This window comes from Burkholderia glumae LMG 2196 = ATCC 33617 (genome assembly GCF_000960995.1).
Lineage (GTDB): Bacteria > Pseudomonadota > Gammaproteobacteria > Burkholderiales > Burkholderiaceae > Burkholderia > Burkholderia glumae.
Genome location: NZ_CP009435.1, coordinates 2,256,463 through 2,273,274, shown reverse-complemented (window position 1 = coordinate 2,273,274; position 16,812 = coordinate 2,256,463). Strand labels below are relative to the sequence as shown.

Annotated in this window: 15 protein-coding genes; 5 read left to right on the top strand and 10 right to left on the bottom strand. The window is 68.2% G+C overall.

Annotated features, from left to right (window positions below; translation table 11 throughout):
* Nucleotides 1–19: 19 nt before the first annotated feature.
* Nucleotides 20–682, bottom strand: coding sequence for an RlmE family RNA methyltransferase (locus tag KS03_RS22830; protein ID WP_012735198.1), 663 nt, complete (start codon nucleotides 680–682; stop codon nucleotides 20–22).
* 215 nt (nucleotides 683–897) lie between these two features.
* On the opposite strand from KS03_RS22830, the gene KS03_RS22825 reads away from it, so the two are divergent.
* Entirely contained in the window at nucleotides 898–1,443 is a 546-nt protein-coding gene (locus tag KS03_RS22825; RefSeq protein WP_012735197.1) for a YhbY family RNA-binding protein, read from the top strand.
* A 48-nt stretch (nucleotides 1,444–1,491) separates the two neighbouring features.
* Here KS03_RS22825 and KS03_RS22820 read toward each other — a convergent pair whose 3' ends face one another.
* From KS03_RS22820 to gloB, 8 genes are all read right to left on the bottom strand, one after another.
* Nucleotides 1,492–1,980, bottom strand: coding sequence for a DUF4149 domain-containing protein (locus KS03_RS22820; RefSeq protein WP_012735196.1), 489 nt, complete (start codon nucleotides 1,978–1,980; stop codon nucleotides 1,492–1,494).
* Nucleotides 1,981–1,991: 11 nt separating this feature from the next.
* On the bottom strand, nucleotides 1,992–2,468 hold the full coding sequence (greA, locus tag KS03_RS22815) for a transcription elongation factor GreA (protein ID WP_012735195.1): 477 nt from the start codon (nucleotides 2,466–2,468) through the stop codon (nucleotides 1,992–1,994).
* 118 nt (nucleotides 2,469–2,586) lie between these two features.
* On the bottom strand, nucleotides 2,587–5,841 hold the full coding sequence (gene carB / locus KS03_RS22810; RefSeq protein WP_012735194.1) for a carbamoyl-phosphate synthase large subunit: 3,255 nt from the start codon (nucleotides 5,839–5,841) through the stop codon (nucleotides 2,587–2,589).
* A gap of 51 nt (nucleotides 5,842–5,892) precedes the next feature.
* Nucleotides 5,893–6,549 (bottom strand): leucine efflux protein LeuE, encoded by a 657-nt coding sequence (gene leuE / locus KS03_RS22805; RefSeq protein ID WP_012735193.1) that lies wholly within the window; start codon nucleotides 6,547–6,549, stop codon nucleotides 5,893–5,895.
* A 22-nt stretch (nucleotides 6,550–6,571) separates the two neighbouring features.
* A complete protein-coding gene (carA, locus tag KS03_RS22800) occupies nucleotides 6,572–7,714 on the bottom strand; it encodes a glutamine-hydrolyzing carbamoyl-phosphate synthase small subunit (protein WP_012735192.1) in 1,143 nt (380 codons plus the stop codon).
* Between the two features lie 432 nt (nucleotides 7,715–8,146).
* Nucleotides 8,147–9,376 carry an MFS transporter gene (locus tag KS03_RS22795; protein WP_012735191.1) on the bottom strand — a complete coding sequence of 410 codons (1,230 nt, stop codon included), beginning with the start codon at nucleotides 9,374–9,376 and terminating at the stop codon, nucleotides 8,147–8,149.
* 147 nt (nucleotides 9,377–9,523) lie between these two features.
* Nucleotides 9,524–11,131, bottom strand: a complete 1,608-nt coding sequence (locus tag KS03_RS22790) for a transglycosylase SLT domain-containing protein (protein WP_012735190.1) — start codon at nucleotides 11,129–11,131, stop codon at nucleotides 9,524–9,526.
* A gap of 268 nt (nucleotides 11,132–11,399) precedes the next feature.
* Nucleotides 11,400–12,206 (bottom strand): hydroxyacylglutathione hydrolase, encoded by an 807-nt coding sequence (gene gloB, locus KS03_RS22785; protein WP_012735189.1) that lies wholly within the window; start codon nucleotides 12,204–12,206, stop codon nucleotides 11,400–11,402.
* An 18-nt stretch (nucleotides 12,207–12,224) separates the two neighbouring features.
* On the opposite strand from gloB, the gene KS03_RS22780 reads away from it, so the two are divergent.
* From KS03_RS22780 to dnaQ, 3 genes are all read left to right on the top strand, one after another.
* Entirely contained in the window at nucleotides 12,225–13,037 is an 813-nt protein-coding gene (locus tag KS03_RS22780; protein WP_012735188.1) for a class I SAM-dependent methyltransferase, read from the top strand.
* Complete coding sequence (gene rnhA, locus KS03_RS22775; RefSeq protein WP_012735187.1) at nucleotides 13,034–13,483, top strand: ribonuclease HI; 450 nt, start codon at nucleotides 13,034–13,036, stop codon at nucleotides 13,481–13,483. Before KS03_RS22780 ends, rnhA begins: the two co-directional genes overlap by 4 nt.
* A gap of 110 nt (nucleotides 13,484–13,593) precedes the next feature.
* Complete coding sequence (gene dnaQ / locus KS03_RS22770; protein WP_012735186.1) at nucleotides 13,594–14,316, top strand: DNA polymerase III subunit epsilon; 723 nt, start codon at nucleotides 13,594–13,596, stop codon at nucleotides 14,314–14,316.
* A gap of 68 nt (nucleotides 14,317–14,384) precedes the next feature.
* Here the strand turns inward: dnaQ and KS03_RS22765 are convergent, their stop codons facing one another.
* Entirely contained in the window at nucleotides 14,385–14,717 is a 333-nt protein-coding gene (locus KS03_RS22765) for a YnfA family protein (RefSeq protein ID WP_012735185.1), read from the bottom strand.
* 596 nt (nucleotides 14,718–15,313) lie between these two features.
* Here KS03_RS22765 and proP point away from each other — a divergent pair.
* On the top strand, nucleotides 15,314–16,795 hold the full coding sequence (gene proP, locus KS03_RS22760) for a glycine betaine/L-proline transporter ProP (protein WP_012735184.1): 1,482 nt from the start codon (nucleotides 15,314–15,316) through the stop codon (nucleotides 16,793–16,795).
* The last annotated feature ends 17 nt before the right edge of the window (nucleotides 16,796–16,812 follow it).

The following is a 16,812-nucleotide window of genomic DNA, read 5'->3' as shown; positions in this document are numbered from 1 at the left end:
GGTGGCCCGTGCATCCGCTTCAGCGCGGATGTTTCAGATGCCGACCCAAAATAAACGTCTCCGACGACTTGTCTCGCGACGCCTTCGGCTTGCGCGGCGCGACCGTGCGGAACTGATGCTTGAACTTTTCGACAATCTGGCTGTAGCCGCTGCCGTGAAAGCATTTCACTAAAAGGGCACCATCCGGCTTCAGATGGTTCTGCGAGAATTCGAGCGCCAGGTCGCACACATGCTCGATCCGTGCCGCATCCGCCGACGCCACGCCAGACAGGTTGGGTGCCATGTCGGAAATTACAAGGTCGACCACGCGGCCGTCGAGCAGCGCCTCCAGCTGGTGCAGCACCGCGTCCTCGCGGAAGTCGCCCTGGATGAAGTGGACGTCGGCCACCGGCTCCATCGGCAGCATGTCGAGCGCGACGATCATGCCGTCGATGCCGCCCTCGCGCTGCGCGTCGCGGTTTTTGCCGAGCGCGAGCTTGTTGCGCGCGTACTGGCTCCAGCTGCCGGGCGCGGCGCCGAGATCGACGATCACCTGGCCGGGCCGGATCAGCTTGTCCTGTTCGTCGATTTCTTTCAGCTTGTATGCCGCGCGTGCGCGATAGCCTTCCCGCTGCGCCATTTTGACGTAGGGGTCGTTGATGTGGTCGTGCAGCCACGACTGATTGAAACGATTCTTTGCCATGCAGAGGAAAAAATTCAGCCAAAAGGCCACAAACCAGGCCGCGAAAACGGGCGATTGCCGCGCCGATCGCGCAATGGTTTCGTCAGCCCGGGCTTTTGGCGGATAATACGCGTCTTATTCGCGCGGCGGACGCCTCGACAGCGTGCCAGCCGCGATTTTACGTGGTTTTCGCGCGCGCCCGTCCGGCGCGCCGTCCTAGAGATTCCAGAGTTCCGATGCCTGCCCTTTCGCTTTCCCCCGCCGAGCGCTCCGCGCTGCGTTCGCAAGCCCATGCGCTCAAGCCCGTCGTGCTGATCGGCGCCGAAGGCCTGACCGACGCCGTGCTGGCCGAGATCAAGGTCCACCTGGCCGCCCACCAGTTGATCAAGATCCGCGTGTTCGGCGACGATCGCGACGCCCGCATCGCGATCTACGAGGACATCTGCGAGCGCCTCGGCGCCGCGCCGATCCAGCACATCGGCAAGCTGCTCGTGATCTGGCGCCCCGAGCAGGTCGAACCGGCCCCGAAGCGCGGCGCGCGCGGCGTGCCGAGCGCGCGCGAGGCGGCCCGGCGCCTGCCCGCCGGCGAGCCGGAAACCAAGGGCCGCGCGCCGCGCGTGGTCAAGGTGGTCAAGCATTCGCCGGACGCGAGCCCGGTGCGCAAGCCGCGCGCCACCAAGGTGGTCGTGCGCGGCAACGAGCGCGTGACGGCGGGCGGCACCGTGAAGCGCGCGAAAAAGCGCCAGCAAAGCGCGAAGCGCCCGTTCCAGAACGACAAATAAGGAAACCCGGCCCGGCACCGGCGCCTCGCGGGCACGCGCCGGCCGCACTCAGCTGCGCGTGGCGCGCACCTCGTCCGCCCCGGGCAGGATCCACACGAGCCAGAGGCCGCACAGGCTTTCGATCAGATAGAACAGGCTCGACACGCCGTGCAGCATGCCGAAGCGGGCGGCGTAGGCGGAATGGCCGACATCGGTGCCCGCCTCCTGCGCGGCCAGGCGCAGCGCGCTCATGAACGGCTCGATCGCGAAATACCCCACGATCATGCAAGCCAGCATCAGGGCCACGATCAAGCGAGGGCGGCGATATGCTGCATCGCCGCCGCGCACGCGCGCATTCGCCGTCACCAGCATCAACACGCCGCACACCACCGCGATCCAGCCCTCGATCCGGAACAGCCGCGCGGCCACCTCACCCGCGGCAACCCGATCGAGCACCGCGAACAGCACCGGCGCGACCGCGTAGCCGATCGTCAGCAGGCTGCCGACCCAGACGGTCGCGAGCAAACGGAACAACCGGGGGGCACGGCGCATCGGCATCGCTCCGGGCTTCAGATATAGCTGACCGAGATGATCTCGTACTCGCGCACGCCGCTCGGCGCCTGGACGGCCGCGACGTCGCCCTCCGACTTGCCGATCAGCGCACGCGCGATCGGCGAGCTGACGGAAATCAGGCCGTGGTCGATGTCGGCCTCGTCGTCACCGACGATCTGGTACTTCACGGTGTCGCCCGACTCGAGATCCTCGAGCTCGACGGTGGCCGCGAACACGACGCGGCCCTCGGCGTCGAGCACGGACGGATCGATGATCTGGGCCGCCGACAGCTTCGATTCGAGTTCGGCGATCCGCCCCTCGATAAAGCCCTGCTTTTCCTTGGCGGCGTCATACTCGGCGTTTTCGGAAAGATCGCCCTGCGCACGCGCCTCGGCGATCGCGTTGATCACGGCCGGACGCTCGATCGACTTCAGGCGCTGCAATTCTTCGCGCAGCTGTTCGGCGCCGCGCTTGGTCAATGGAATGGTGCTCATAAACGGCTCAATAACAAAAATGCGGCATAAAAAAAATCACCGCGATTAAGCGCATTTCCGGCGAACCGGAAACGCCGCTTAATCGCGGCCTGTGTTGCCCGGGATGAAACCCGACGGCTTAGTTTAGGCGACCATGAAGACCTTGTAAATCATAGACTTCGAGGTCCTTCAGATAGCGCAAGCCTTCGACCGCCGCGCGCGCCCCCGACATGGTCGTGTAGTACGTGACCTTCTGCGCCTGCGCGCTCATGCGGATCGAGCGCGAGTCGGCGATCGCCGTGCGCGTCTCGTCGACCGTCGTAAACACCAACGCGATCTCGCCGTTCTTGATCATGTCGACGATGTGCGGGCGGCCGTCCTTGACCTTGTTGACGACCTTCACGGGCACGCCGGCCGCCTCGATCGCGGCAGCCGTGCCGCGGGTGGCGACGATCGGGTAGCCGAGCTCGTGCAGCATGCGCGCGACCTCGACCGCCTTCGGCTTGTCGGCGTCCATCACCGTCAGCAGCACCGTGCCGGACTCCGGCAGGCGCGAGCCGGCCGCGAGCTGCGACTTGAACAGCGCCTCGCCGAAGGTGCGGCCCACGCCCATCACCTCGCCCGTCGAACGCATTTCGGGCCCGAGCACCGGGTCCACGGTCGGGAACTTCACGAACGGGAAGACCGCTTCCTTGACGCTGTAGTAAGGCGGGTCGATTTCCTTCGTCACGCCCTGCGCGGCCAGCTTCTGGCCGACCATGGCGCGCGCGGCGATCTTCGCCAGCGGCAGGCTGGTGGCCTTCGACACGTAGGGCACCGTGCGCGAGGCGCGCGGGTTCACCTCGAGCACGTAGATCACGTCCTGCTTCGAGCCGTCGGCCTGCGGCACCTGCTGGATCGCGAACTGCACGTTCATCAGCCCGACCACGTTCAGCGCGCGCGCCATCGCGCCGGTCTGGCGCTTGAGCTCGGCCACGGTCTGCGCCGACAGCGAGTATGGCGGCAGCGAACAGGCCGAATCGCCCGAGTGGACGCCCGCCTGCTCGATGTGCTCCATCACGCCGCCGATGAACACGGCCTCGCCGTCGCAGATGCAGTCGACGTCGCATTCGATCGCGTCGTTGAGGAAGCGGTCGAGCAGCACCGGCGAGTCGTTCGAGACCTTCACGGCCTCGCGCATGTAGCGTTCGAGGTCGCGCGGCTCGTGGACGATTTCCATCGCGCGGCCGCCCAGCACATACGACGGGCGCACCACCAGCGGATAGCCGATCTCGTCGGCCAGCGCCAGCGCCTCGCTCTCGGCGCGCGCGGTGCGGTTCGGCGGCTGGCGCAGGCCCAGGTCCTGCAGCAGTTTCTGGAAGCGCTCGCGGTCCTCGGCGGCGTCGATCATGTCGGGCGAGGTGCCGACGATCGGCACGCCGGCGGCCTCCAGGTCGAGCGCGAGCTTCAGCGGCGTCTGCCCGCCGTACTGCACGATCACGCCGACCGGCTTTTCCTTGTCGACCACTTCGAGCACGTCCTCGAGCGTGAGCGGCTCGAAGTAGAGCCGATCGGACGTGTCGTAGTCGGTCGAGACCGTTTCCGGGTTGCAGTTGACCATGATGGTTTCATAGCCGTCCTCGCGCATCGCGAGCGCGGCATGCACGCAGCAGTAGTCGAACTCGATGCCCTGGCCGATCCGGTTCGGGCCGCCGCCCAGCACCATGATCTTCTTGTTGTCGGTCGGCTGCGCCTCGCACTCTTCCTCGTAGGTCGAGTACATGTAGGCGGTCTTGGTGGCGAACTCGGCCGCGCAGGTATCCACGCGCTTGTAGACCGGGCGCACGTTCAGCGCCAGCCGGCGCTCACGCACCTCGGCCGCGCTCGCGCCGAGGAGCTTCGCCAGGCGCCGGTCCGAGAAGCCGCTCTGCTTCAGGAAGTAGAGCTCGTCCTTCGACAGGCTCGCCAGCGTGCGGCCGGCAAGTGCCTGCTCCTTCAGGATGATCTGCTCGATCTGCGCCAGGAACCACGGGTCGATCGCGGTCTCCTCGAAGATCTGCGCGGCGCTCAGGCCGACGCGGAACGCGTCGCCCACGTACCAGATCCGGTCCGGGCCCGGCTCGCCGATCTCGCGGACGATCTCGTCGCGGTCGGTGGTTTTCTCGTCGAGGCCGTCCACGCCGACTTCGAGGCCGCGCAGCGCCTTCTGGAACGACTCCTGGAACGTGCGTCCGATCGCCATCACCTCGCCGACCGACTTCATCTGGGTGGTCAGGCGCGAATCGGCCTCGCGGAATTTCTCGAACGCGAAGCGCGGGATCTTCGTGACGACGTAGTCGATGGTCGGCTCGAACGAGGCCGGCGTCTGGCCGCCCGTGATCTCGTTCTTCAGCTCGTCGAGCGTGTAGCCGACGGCCAGCTTGGCCGCCACCTTCGCGATCGGGAAGCCGGTGGCCTTCGAGGCCAGCGCCGAGGAGCGCGACACGCGCGGGTTCATCTCGATCACGACCATCCTGCCGTCCTTCGGGTTGATCGAGAACTGCACGTTCGAGCCGCCGGTATCGACGCCGATCTCGCGCAGCACCGCGAGCGACGCGTTGCGCAGGATCTGGTATTCCTTGTCGGTCAGCGTCTGGGCCGGCGCGACCGTGATCGAGTCGCCGGTGTGCACGCCCATCGGGTCGAGGTTCTCGATCGAGCAGACGATGATGCAGTTGTCCGCGCGGTCGCGAACCACTTCCATCTCGTACTCCTTCCAGCCGAGCAGCGATTCCTCGATCAGCAGCTCACGCGTGGGCGAAAGATCGAGCCCCCGCTTGCAGATCTCCTCGAACTCCTCGCGGTTGTAGGCGATGCCGCCGCCCGAGCCGCCCAGCGTGAAGGACGGGCGAATCACCGTCGGGTAGCCGCTGCCGCCCGTGGCCGCGGCGATCTCGGCCTGCACCTTGAGCGCTTCTTCCATCGAATGCGCGATGCCGGACTTGGCCGAGCCGAGGCCGATCTTGGTCATCGCTTCCTTGAACTTCTGGCGATCCTCGGCCTTGTCGATCGCCTCGGGCGACGCGCCGATCAGTTCGACGTCGTACTTCTCCAGCACGCCGTGGTGGTGCAGGTCGAGCGCGCAATTCAGCGCGGTCTGGCCGCCCATGGTCGGCAGGATCGCATCCGGACGCTCCTTGGCGATGATGCGCTCGACGACTTCCCAGGTGATCGGCTCGATATAGGTGACGTCGGCCGTGTTCGGATCGGTCATGATCGTCGCCGGATTGCTGTTGACGAGGATGACCTTGTAACCCTCCTCACGCAGCGCCTTGCATGCCTGCGCGCCCGAGTAGTCGAACTCGCACGCCTGACCGATGATGATCGGGCCGGCGCCGATGATGAGGATGCTGTTGATGTCTGTGCGTTTTGGCATGGCTCGAGTATTCAAAAAGTAATCGTTAATGCGCGGCGGCGGCGCAGCCGGTCATCGGATCGTCGCGAACGCGAGCTTGAGGCCGAAGCCGATGAACAGGCCGCCCACGCCGCCCGCCGCGCCCGCCGCGAGCTTGCGGCGGCGGCGAAACTGTTCGGCAAGACGCGCGCCCGCGAAGATCAGCGTGCTCAGGTACAGGAAGCTCGTGAACTGCGATATCGCGCCCAGCACGAGGAACGACACGGCCGGATAGCGGTAGGTCGGATCGACGAACTGGATGAAGAACGAAATGAAGAACAGGATCGCCTTCGGGTTCAACAGGCTCACGAGCAGCGCCTTGCGAAACGGCCGCTCGCCGTCCACCGCGCGCGGCGCCGCGGCCCGCGCCGGCGCGGCGCGCAGCTCGCGCGAGCCGCTCCTCAGCATCGCGAACCCGATCGCGAACAGGTAGGCAGCCCCGCCGTATTTCACGACCGAGAACAGCAGCGGGTTCGCCTTCAGCAGCGAGGCGACGCCGGCCGCCGACAGCAGCATCAGCACCGCGTCGCCCAAGAACACGCCGCAGGCCGCGCGATATCCGGCCTTGACGCCGCGCTGCGCAGCGAGCGACAGCACATACATCGAGTTCGGACCGGGCAGCAGGACGATGAACACCGCACCGACGACGTAGGTCCAGAAGTCGGTGATTCCGAGTGCGTGGCCGAACATGATGTGCCGTCTCCCGTGAGCCTCAGGCGCGCGCCTTGGCCGTGTCCATCAGCGCGGTGAAGCGGTCGAACAGGTAGCCGATGTCGTGCGGACCGGGCGAGGCTTCCGGGTGGCCCTGGAAGCAGAACGCCGGCTTGTCGGTCAGCGCGAAGCCCTGCAGCGTGCCGTCGAACAGCGAGACGTGGGTCGCGCGCGCGTTGGCCGGCAGCGACGCGGCGTCGACCGCGAAGCCGTGGTTCTGCGAGGTGATCACGACGCGGCCGTCGGCCAGGTCCTTCACCGGGTGGTTCGCGCCGTGGTGGCCGGTCTTCATCTTCAGCGTCTTCGCGCCGACCGCGAGCCCCATGATCTGATGGCCGAGGCAGATGCCGAAGGTCGGCACGCCGCGCGCGATGAATTCGCGCGTCGCCGCGATCGCGTAGTCGCACGGCTCCGGGTCGCCGGGGCCGTTCGACAGGAAGATGCCATCCGGATTCAGCGCCAGCGCGTCGGCCGCGCTCGTCTGCGCGGGCAGCACGGTAACGTCGCAGCCGCGCTCGGCCAGCATGCGCAGGATGTTGTACTTGACGCCGAAATCGTAGGCCACGACCTTGTAGCGCGGCGCGGTCTGCTCGCCGTAGCCGCCTTCGAGGCGCCATTCGGTCTGCTTCCAGGCGAACGGCTTGTCGGTCGAGACGACCTTCGCGAGATCCATGCCGGCCAGGCCCGGGAACGAGCGCGCGAGTTCGATCGCCTTCGCCTCGTCGTCGGCACCGGTCAGGATGCAGCCGTTCTGGGCGCCCTTGTCGCGCAGCACGCGGGTCAGCTTGCGGGTGTCGATGCCGGCGATCGCGACCACGCCTTCGTCGCGCAGGTAGGCGTCGAGCGTGCGATCCATGCGGAAGTTCGAGGCCAGCACCGGCAGGTCGCGGATGATGAGGCCGGCCGCATGGACCTTGGTCGCCTCGACGTCTTCGCGGTTCACGCCGACGTTACCGATGTGCGGATACGTGAGCGTCACGATCTGGCGCGCGTAGCTCGGGTCGGTGAGGATTTCCTGATAGCCGGTGATCGCGGTATTGAACACGACTTCGCCGATCGTATGGCCGGTCGCACCGATCGAATAACCGCGAAAGACCGTGCCGTCGGCAAGTGCGAGCAAGGCGGGAGAAAAAGACGGCAACACGGGGGGCTCCTTGGGGGACACCCTTGCTGCCGACCTGTCGACCTGTCGCGGCCGGTTCGCCCCATCGAGGGGCGTTCGCCGGCGTTCGCCCGGCCGGCCCGGAGGAGGCGCTCGATACGCGCGCGAGCTGGCCGCGGGCTGCATTCGACGCGTCACGTGCCGGGAGGCAGGCGGCGGAAGACGGGGAATTGGAGGTAGGCGCTAGGGTGCGGGGTTGAATTGCGCAAACTTTCAGATTATAGCGCGAAACCAGACCTATCTCAAAGCCTGCCGTGCCATCGCCGCATGACAGCTACCGGTTCGGAAACGGTCGCGAGATCGGCGACGCCGGCCGGTACGACCGCGGCACCGAGAGCCAGGAGCAAATCCCACCGCCCCACCGCCCCACCGCCCTCGCGCCGGCGGGCTCGGCGGCCCGCGCCGCGCGGCGCGTCAGCCCGGACGGCGTTCGGCGCCGATCGCCGCGCGCCCCGGCAGCACGTACCAGATCGCGCCCGCGATCTGCAGCGCGACCAGCACCGCCCAGGCGCTCAGGTGCGCGGCGCGCGGATAATGGCCGCCCTGGGTCGGCCATTGCGACAGCACCGCGCCGACGCCGACCTGAAAGCCGAAGATCAGCACGAAGATCACCAGCGTGATGGTGGTGTTGGCGCGGCCGATCAGATGCGCGGGAAAATGCTCGGCGAGGATCGCGTAGCTGAGGATGCCGATCCCGCCGAACGCGCCGTAGCCGGCCCACAGCACCTCGGCCGGCAGCGGCGCGCCCAGCATGATGGCCAGCTGGGTGGCGACGAAGCAGCCCATGCCGATTCCGCAGAACGCGTAGACCGACAGGCCGCGCCGCTCCAGCAGCCGCGCCAGCGCGCCGGTGGCGAAGCTGCCCGCCATCATCGCCAGCCCGATCACCGAGACGAGCGCGGCCGCCCGATGCGGCGCGAAGCCCATCACGTCGCGCATGTAGGGGCCGACCCAGAGCGACTGCATCGCGAAGAACACGCCCTGCGTGACCACCGAGAACGAGGCGATCTTCCAGAACGCGGCGCTCTGCAGGATGTGCCAGGTGCCCTTGAACTGGCTGATCAGGCTGGCCTGGCGGTGGCTGCGCGCCGCGTCGGGCGCGCCGCTCCAGAGCAGCGCGGCCACCACCACGGTGAACCCGCAGAGCCCGGCGCAGACCATTCGCCAGCTGACCATGCCGAGCGTCCAGGCGAGCGGCGAGCCGACCGCGACACCGCCGAAGCCGCCGACCGCCATCACGCAGCCGTTGACGAGCGGCAGCCGCGCGACCGGAAAGAACTCCGCGATCGCCTTGAAGGCGGCGCCGAGACACACCGATACGCCGATCCCGATCAGCAGGCGGCCGACCATCATCGCGCCGATGCCGTGCGCGAGCCCGAACACGGCGATGCCGGCCGCCGCGAACAGCAGCATGGCGGCCGTCACGCGCCGCGGGCCGTAGTGATCGAGCAGCACGCCGGCCGGGATCTGGGCACCGGCGAAGCCCAGGAAGTAGAGGCTCGTCAGCAGCCCCAGGTCCGCCGCGGACAGCCCGAGGTCGTGCGTGATCAGCGGCGCGAAGCCCAGATTGACGCCGCGGAACACGTACGACACGAAATAGCCCATCGAAAACAGCACGAACACGCGCCACTGCACGGCAGACATGCGTCCCCTCCGAATCCGCCGCCAGCGCCGCGGGCGGCCTTGCCTGAAACGAAAACGCCGTCACCTCGGTGACGGCGTGCGCGCGAATCACGAGCCAGGCGCGGCGCATCGGGCACGACGCCCCACGCCGCCGGCGGCCGAATCGCGTTATTTCTTCTTCGCCTTATGCGCCGCGGGCTTGACGGCCGGCTTCGCGCTCTTCGCGGCGGCCGTCGACCTGGCGGTCGACTTCGCGGTCGATCGGGCCGCCGCCTTCGCCGGGGCCGCGTGCCGCCCGCGCGCGGCGGCCGTACCGCCCGTGTGCAGGCTCGCGCGTTCGATGCGTGCGCCGCCCACCGACGTGGCGATCCGCTCGGGGCCGGGTTCGGCCGGCACGGCACGGCCCGCCGGCACGTGCAGGACGATGGTCTGGCCCGGCATCACCAGGTCGCGGCGGGTGCGGTTCCAACCCTTCAGTTGGCCGACCGACACGCCGTAGCGGCTCGCCAGCGCGGCCATCGACTGCTTGCGGCGCACGCGGATCAGCATCTTGCGCGTGTCGGGCACGTCGGGCTCCATCGCGAGCACGGCGTTCTCGGCCACGTCGGCGCTGATGTCCTCGTCGTCGTCGTCGCTGCGCGGCACGACGATGGTCGAGCCCGGCTTCAGCCGCATTCCGGCCGGAATCTTGTTCACCTGCATCAGCGTGTCGGCGTCGACCCCGATCTTCTCGGCGATCGCCGCCGGCCGCGCACGCTCGGTGACCGTATAGGTGGTCCAGCTGGAGAGCTGGCCGTTATACGACTTCAGGCCCTTCTCGAACTGCGAGGCATTGTCGAACGGCAGCAGGATCTGCGGCTGGGTCGCGCCGAGTATCACCGGCTTCGAGAAAGACGGGTTGAGCGCCTTGAACTCCTCGAGCGAGAGGCCGGCCAGTTGCGCCGCCATCTTCACGTCGATGTCGTGCGAGGTCGTGACCGTCACGAAATACGGATGGTTCGGAATGTCGGGCAGCGTCAGGCCGTACTGTTGCGGATGGGCGATGATGTTCTTCACCGCCTGCAGCTTCGGCACGTAGTTGCGCGTCTCGTTCGGCATGCGCAGGCTCTGGTAGTCGGTCGGCAGGCCGGCCGCCTGGTTGCGCGCGATCGCGCGCTGCACGTTGCCCTCGCCCCAGTTGTAGGCGGCCAGCGCCAGATACCAGTCGCCGAACATGTCATGCAGGCGCGACAGGTAGTCGAGCGCGGCGCTGGTCGAGGCCAGCACGTCGCGGCGCTCGTCCTGCCACATGTTCTGCTTCAGGTTGTAGGTGCGGCCGGTGCCGGGAATGAACTGCCACATGCCGGCGGCCTTCGCGACCGACAGCGCCTGCGGGTTGTAGGCCGATTCGATGAACGGCAGCAGCGCGAGCTCGGTCGGCATGTTGCGCGCCTCGAGCTCCTCGACGATATGGTAGAGATACTTTTGCGAGCGCTCCGTCATGCGCTGCACGTAGTCGGGACGCTCGGTATACCAGGTGGTCTGCATGTCGACCAGGTCGCTCTGCAGATCGGGGATCTGAAAGCCGCGGCGGATGCGCGCCCAGAGATCGGAATCCTTGGTGGTCAGATCGCCGACCGACTGCTTGTCGACGTCGACGGTGTCTTTGGCGGTCGAGGTCTTGCGAATGAAGTCGGCAGCGGCCTGCGGGTCGGAAGCGGCGGATGGGGCGGTCGGTCCGGGGCTCGCGCAAGCGGCGAGCAGCAAAACCAATAGCGCACTGATCAGGAATCGCATGTAAATCTCGGCTTCCAACGGCTGGAAATTGCAGGCGATAGTAAGGGAGGCGCCGGCATCGCGTCAATAAAAAGCCGAAAAATGCCGATAAATCCGGTATTTGGGGCCGTTTCTCCAGATTCCGCATGAGCATCGGACCACTCTGGATAGGGGCTTTCCCGCGACTCGGGAAAGCCCCCGCGCCACCTCGTCGCGCCGCCGCCGGCTGCCGGCGCGATCAGCGGCACGATCAGCGGCGAAGCGCGACGGGGGCGGCCATGCGGGCGGTTCAGCGGAAGCGGTTCTTCCACTCGCGCAGCAGCGTGAACGCGGCGAGCCGGCTCGCCGGCGCCTCGTGCAGTTCGGCCTCGAGCGTCGCGGCGATCGCGGCGCTGTCGGCGCGCAGGAACGGGTTGACCGCGCGCTCGTGCGCGATGGTGGTGGGCAGGGTCGGCTCGCCGCGCGCCCGACACGCCTCGGCGCGGTCGCGCCACGCGGCCAATGCCGCGTTGTCGGGCTCGCAGGCGAGCGCGAAGCGGATGTTCGAGAGCGTGTATTCGTGGGCGCAATGCACCTGCGTGTCGCCGGGCAGCGCAGCCAGCGCGTCGAGCGAGTTCAGCATCTGCTCGGGCGTGCCTTCGAACAGGCGCCCGCAGCCGCACGAGAACAGCGTGTCGCCGCAGAACAGATGCGGCGCCGGGTGGCCGGCGCCGGCCGCCTGGAAATAAGCGATGTGGCCGCGCGTGTGCCCCGGCACGTCCAGCACCTCGAACTCGAGTGCCGGCTTGCCGATGCGCACGCGCGCGCCGCCCGCGAGCGGCTGCGTGACCTGGGCGATCGCCTCGCCGGCCGGGCCGTAAACCGGCACGGGCATGATCTGCTCGCGCTCGCCGACGAGCGCCGAGACGCCGCCGACATGGTCGGCGTGATGGTGCGTGAGTAGAATAGCGGCTAGCCGCCAGCCTCGCGCGTCGAGATATCGGCGCACCGGGGCGGCGTCGCCCGGATCGACGGCGACCGCGTCGCTGCCATCCGACACGAGCCAGATATAGTTGTCCTCAAACGCCGGCACCGGCACGTATTCCAGCTCGTTCATGGGCGCGCACTCATCGATATGTCAGACCGTCCGATTATAGACTGGCCCGCCTGGAGCGCCTCGCCGCCCGGCCGTTACGTGCTCGAGTGGGAACAGGCCCAGCTCGACCACGTCGTGTCCGACGTGTTCGGCTTTCACGCCCTGCAGCTCGGCCTGCCCCAGCTCGATTCGCTGCGCGAAAACCGCATGCCGGGCCGCGGCCTCGTGCTCGATCCCGCCAGCGGTGCGAGCGAGCCGTTCCGCTACCCGTGGCCGGGCGATCCGCCCGGCCCGCACCATGCCCCGGCCGGGCGCAGCACCGTCTGGTGCGACCTGCTCGACCTGCCGTTCGAATCGCAAAGCGTGGACCTGATCGTGATGCCGCACACGCTCGAGTTCACCGCCGATCCGCACCGCCTGCTGCGCGAGGCCGAACGCGTGCTGATGCCGGAAGGCCGGCTCGTCATCACCGGCTTCAACTCGTTGAGCCTGTGGGGCGCGCGCCAGTCGGTCGGGCGCATAGCGAACCGGCCGTTCGTGCCGGCCGCGCGCGACCCGATCGCGTTCATCCGGCTCAAGGACTGGATGAAGCTGCTCGGCTTCGACATCGAGCGCGGCCGCTTCGGCTGCTATCGGCCGCCGCTCGCCAGCGACAAGTGGATGGCGCGCTACGCCTTCATGGAGGCGGCCGGCGACCGCTGGTGGCCGATCTTCGGCGCGGTCTACATGGTGACCGCCGTCAAGCGCGTGCGCGAGATGCGGCTCGTCGGCCCGATCCGGGTCAGGAAACCCGTTCGCGCACCGGGCCTCGCGCCCGCCGCGACCCCTACCACTCATCAAGAACACTCATGACGTTGCAACTGATCGACATCTACACCGACGGCGCCTGCAAGGGCAATCCCGGCCCCGGCGGCTGGGGCGCGCTGCTGCGCTTCGGCGACCAGGAAAAGGAACTGTTCGGCGGCGAGGCCGGCACCACCAACAACCGGATGGAACTGCTCGCCGTGATCAGGGCGCTGGAAGCGCTCAAGCGCCCGTGCCGCGTGATCGTCCATACCGATTCGCAGTACGTGCAGAAAGGCATCAGCGAATGGATCCACGGCTGGAAGAAAAAGGGCTGGGTGACGGCCGCGAAGACGCCGGTGAAGAACGCCGATCTCTGGAAACAGCTCGACGCGCTGGTCGGCCAGCACGAAATCGAGTGGCGCTGGGTCAAGGGCCACGCCGGGCACGCCGAGAACGAGCGCGCCGATGCGCTCGCCAACCGCGGCGTCGAATCGCTGTCGCAGCGGGCATGAGCAGCCATCCCGCCGCCGGCCGCGCCGCGAGCCCGCATTCCGCCGCGCCGGGGCCGCTGCCCGGCGCCGCCCTGTCCGGCCCGCGCGCCGGCACCTTTTGAAGAACCGCAATGCGTCAGATCATCCTCGATACCGAAACCACCGGCCTCAACGCCCGCGCGGGCGACCGCATCATCGAAATCGGCTGCGTCGAAATGCTGAACCGCCGGCTGACCGGCAACAATCTGCACTTCTACGTGAACCCGGAGCGCGACAGCGATCCGGGCGCACTCGCCGTGCACGGGCTCACCACCGAATTCCTCAGCGACAAGCCGAAGTTCGCCGAGATCGCCCAGGCGCTGTGCGATTTCGTGCGCGGCGGCGAACTGATCATCCACAACGCCCCGTTCGACATCGGCTTCATCGACGCCGAACTGGAGCGGCTCGGCATGCCGCCGCTGCTCGAGCACTGCAACGGCGTGATCGATACGCTGGTGCAGGCCAAGTCGATGTTCCCCGGCAAGCGCAATTCGCTCGACGCGCTGTGCGACCGGTTCGGCATCAGCAACGCGCACCGCACGCTGCACGGCGCGCTGCTCGATTCCGAACTGCTCGCCGAGGTCTATCTGGCCATGACGCGCGGCCAGGAGAGCCTCGTGATCGACATGCTCGGCGACACCGGCGACCGCGGCGGCGAGACGGGCGGCTCGCGCGTGTCGTTCGCCTCGCTCGATCTACCGGTGATCGCGGCGAGCGAGCAGGAGCTCGCCGCGCATCAGGCGCAGCTCGACGATCTCGACAAGTCGGTCAAGGGCGCCTGCGTCTGGCGCCAGGAGGCGGCGCCGCCCGCCTGAGCGGGCGGCATCCTCGCCGGCGCGGCCCGCCCCGCGGCCGCGCCGGCTCCTGGTTCGCTGCCCCGCGCTCAGCCGCGCGGCTGCAGCGCGATCACGGCCATCCCGGCCAGCGCCAGCGCCGCGCCGGCCCAATCCCAGCGCGACAGCGCGATCCCGTCCACCACGCGCAGCCAGACCAGCGCCACCGCGATATAGACGCCGCCGTAGGCCGCATAGGTGCGGCCGGCCGCGCTCGGCTGCAGCGTCAGCAGCCACGCGAACAGCGCGAGCGAGACGGCGGCCGGCACCAGCAGCCAGGCGCCGCGCCCACCCTTGAGCACCAGCCAGGGCAGATAGCAGCCGACGATTTCGGCCAGGGCGGTCAGCACGAACAATCCGGCGATCTTGATCAGTTGGGGCATGGGGGGCGCAATGCGGCAATCGTGAATTCGGGCCGGGCGCCATCGCGGCGGCCGGCGAATGGGAGCCGGGCGCCGGGCCGGCGCCGCCCCCGGGCAGGAATAGCGTCTGCGCAACGCGCCGCCGGCCGGCCCCGGGGCAGCCCCGCCGGACGAGGCCCGGCGGGCGATTTGCAGGATCGTCTGTCATCGTGCTATCATAGCCGCTCTTTCATTATCTATTTCGTTCATTTAGTTTGTCGCTACGAGCGTCCGCGGTATCCGCCCTCGCTTCGTCGCACGAAATATCGATCACAGGCAGGGCGTTCCGTGTTGGCGCGTCCGCTTCGTTTCAGTGCCCTTCACAGGGTTTCGTCACCGGTCCCGCAGGCGCCACGCCACGCACCGGTGGCCGCCGGCCCCTATCGAGGTCAGCCCGGCGGCAATTTCATGAGCGCATCGACGCGGCGGCCAATGGCGCGCCGCACGCGGCCCCCTTTCCGACCGGCGTCACCGTGCGCCGACGTTCCGTGCCGCCACGCCGCTGCGCTCCCGGCAAACCGTGGCGAAACGCGTGCCGCCAGGCGCATGCTTCGTCCGCTGTCAAAGGAGCCCAAATCTTGACTGCCTCACACGTCAGCCCCTCCGCTGCTTGCGCGTCGGCCACCGACGCCCCCGTCACCGTCAGCGACATCACCGTGGTCGACCAGAGCCTGCTCAAGCGCGCGGTGCGCGCGATGGCCATCGGCAACGCCATGGAATGGTTCGACTTCGGCGTGTACAGCTACATCGCCGTCACGCTCGGCCAGGTGTTCTTCCCCTCCAGCAACCCGTCCGCGCAGCTGCTCGCCACGTTCGGCACGTTCGCGGCCGCGTTCCTGGTGCGCCCGCTCGGCGGCATGGTGTTCGGCCCGCTCGGCGACCGCATCGGCCGTCAGCGCGTGCTGGCCATGACGATGATCATGATGGCGCTCGGCACGTTCTCGATCGGCCTGATTCCGAGCTACCAATCGATCGGCATCCTCGCACCGGTGCTGCTGCTGGTCGCGCGCCTCGTGCAGGGCTTCTCGACGGGCGGCGAGTACGGCGGGGCCGCCACCTTCATCGCCGAATTCTCCACCGACAAGCGCCGCGGCTTCATGGGCAGCTTTCTCGAATTCGGCACGCTGATCGGCTACGTGCTCGGCGCGGGCACGGTCGCGGCGCTGGCGGCGCTGCTGCCGCATGACGCCCTGCTGTCGTGGGGCTGGCGCGTGCCGTTCCTGGTGGCCGGCCCGCTCGGCCTGATCGGGCTCTACATCCGCATGAAGCTCGAGGAGACGCCGGCCTTCAAGCGCCAGGCCGAACTGCGCGAGGCGCAGGACAAGTCGATGCCGAAGCTCAAGTTCACCGAGACCCTCGGCCGCCACTGGCGCGCGATGCTGCTCTGCGTGGGCCTCGTGCTGATCTTCAACGTGACCGACTACATGGCGCTGTCGTACCTGCCGAGCTATCTGTCGTCGACGCTGCACTTCAACGAGACGCACGGCCTGCTGCTGGTGCTGCTCGTGATGGTGCTGATGATGCCGATGACGCTCGCCGCCGGCCGCCTGTCCGACACGGTCGGCCGCAAGCCGGTGATGCTGGCCGGCTGTCTCGGCCTGATCGCGCTGTCGATCCCGGCGCTGATGCTGATCCGCACGGGCGAAATGCTGCCGGTGTTCGGCGGGCTGATGATCCTCGGCGTGCTGCTCTCGTGCTTCTGCGGCGTGATGCCGTCGGCGCTGCCGGCGCTGTTCCCGACCGAGATCCGCTACGGCGCGCTCGCGATCGGCTTCAACATCTCGGTGTCGCTGTTCGGCGGCACGACGCCGCTCGTCACGGCGTGGCTGGTCGATCGCACCGGCAACCTGATGATGCCCGCCTACTACCTGATGGGGGCCGCCGTGATCGGCGCGGTGTCGGTGCTCACGCTGCGCGAGACGGCACGCCAGCCGCTGGAAGGCTCGCCGCCCGCCGTCGCCTCGCGCCGCGAAGCGCATGCGCTGGTGCGCGAACTGCGCGAGCAGGCAACCAACGACGACAGCCCCAGCTACCCGGGCGTGTCGGCCGCGCGGGCATAAGCCCGGCGGCTAGCCGC

Bases quoted from the DNA above. Each gene is read 5' to 3' on its own strand.
- KS03_RS22795 (WP_012735191.1), bottom strand. From the start codon at position 9,376: ATGTCTGCCGTGCAGTGGCGCGTGTTCGTGCTGTTTTCGATGGGCTAT.
- KS03_RS22790 (WP_012735190.1), bottom strand. From the start codon at position 11,131: ATGCGATTCCTGATCAGTGCGCTATTGGTTTTGCTGCTCGCCGCTTGC.
- gloB (WP_012735189.1), bottom strand. From the start codon at position 12,206: ATGAACGAGCTGGAATACGTGCCGGTGCCGGCGTTTGAGGACAACTAT.
- KS03_RS22820 (WP_012735196.1), bottom strand. From the start codon at position 1,980: ATGCCGATGCGCCGTGCCCCCCGGTTGTTCCGTTTGCTCGCGACCGTC.
- greA (WP_012735195.1), bottom strand. From the start codon at position 2,468: ATGAGCACCATTCCATTGACCAAGCGCGGCGCCGAACAGCTGCGCGAA.
- KS03_RS22765 (WP_012735185.1), bottom strand. From the start codon at position 14,717: ATGCCCCAACTGATCAAGATCGCCGGATTGTTCGTGCTGACCGCCCTG.
- leuE (WP_012735193.1), bottom strand. From the start codon at position 6,549: ATGTTCGGCCACGCACTCGGAATCACCGACTTCTGGACCTACGTCGTC.
- carB (WP_012735194.1), bottom strand. From the start codon at position 5,841: ATGCCAAAACGCACAGACATCAACAGCATCCTCATCATCGGCGCCGGC.
- KS03_RS22830 (WP_012735198.1), bottom strand. From the start codon at position 682: ATGGCAAAGAATCGTTTCAATCAGTCGTGGCTGCACGACCACATCAAC.
- dnaQ (WP_012735186.1), top strand. From the start codon at position 13,594: ATGCGTCAGATCATCCTCGATACCGAAACCACCGGCCTCAACGCCCGC.
- rnhA (WP_012735187.1), top strand. From the start codon at position 13,034: ATGACGTTGCAACTGATCGACATCTACACCGACGGCGCCTGCAAGGGC.
- KS03_RS22825 (WP_012735197.1), top strand. From the start codon at position 898: ATGCCTGCCCTTTCGCTTTCCCCCGCCGAGCGCTCCGCGCTGCGTTCG.
- KS03_RS22780 (WP_012735188.1), top strand. From the start codon at position 12,225: ATGTCAGACCGTCCGATTATAGACTGGCCCGCCTGGAGCGCCTCGCCG.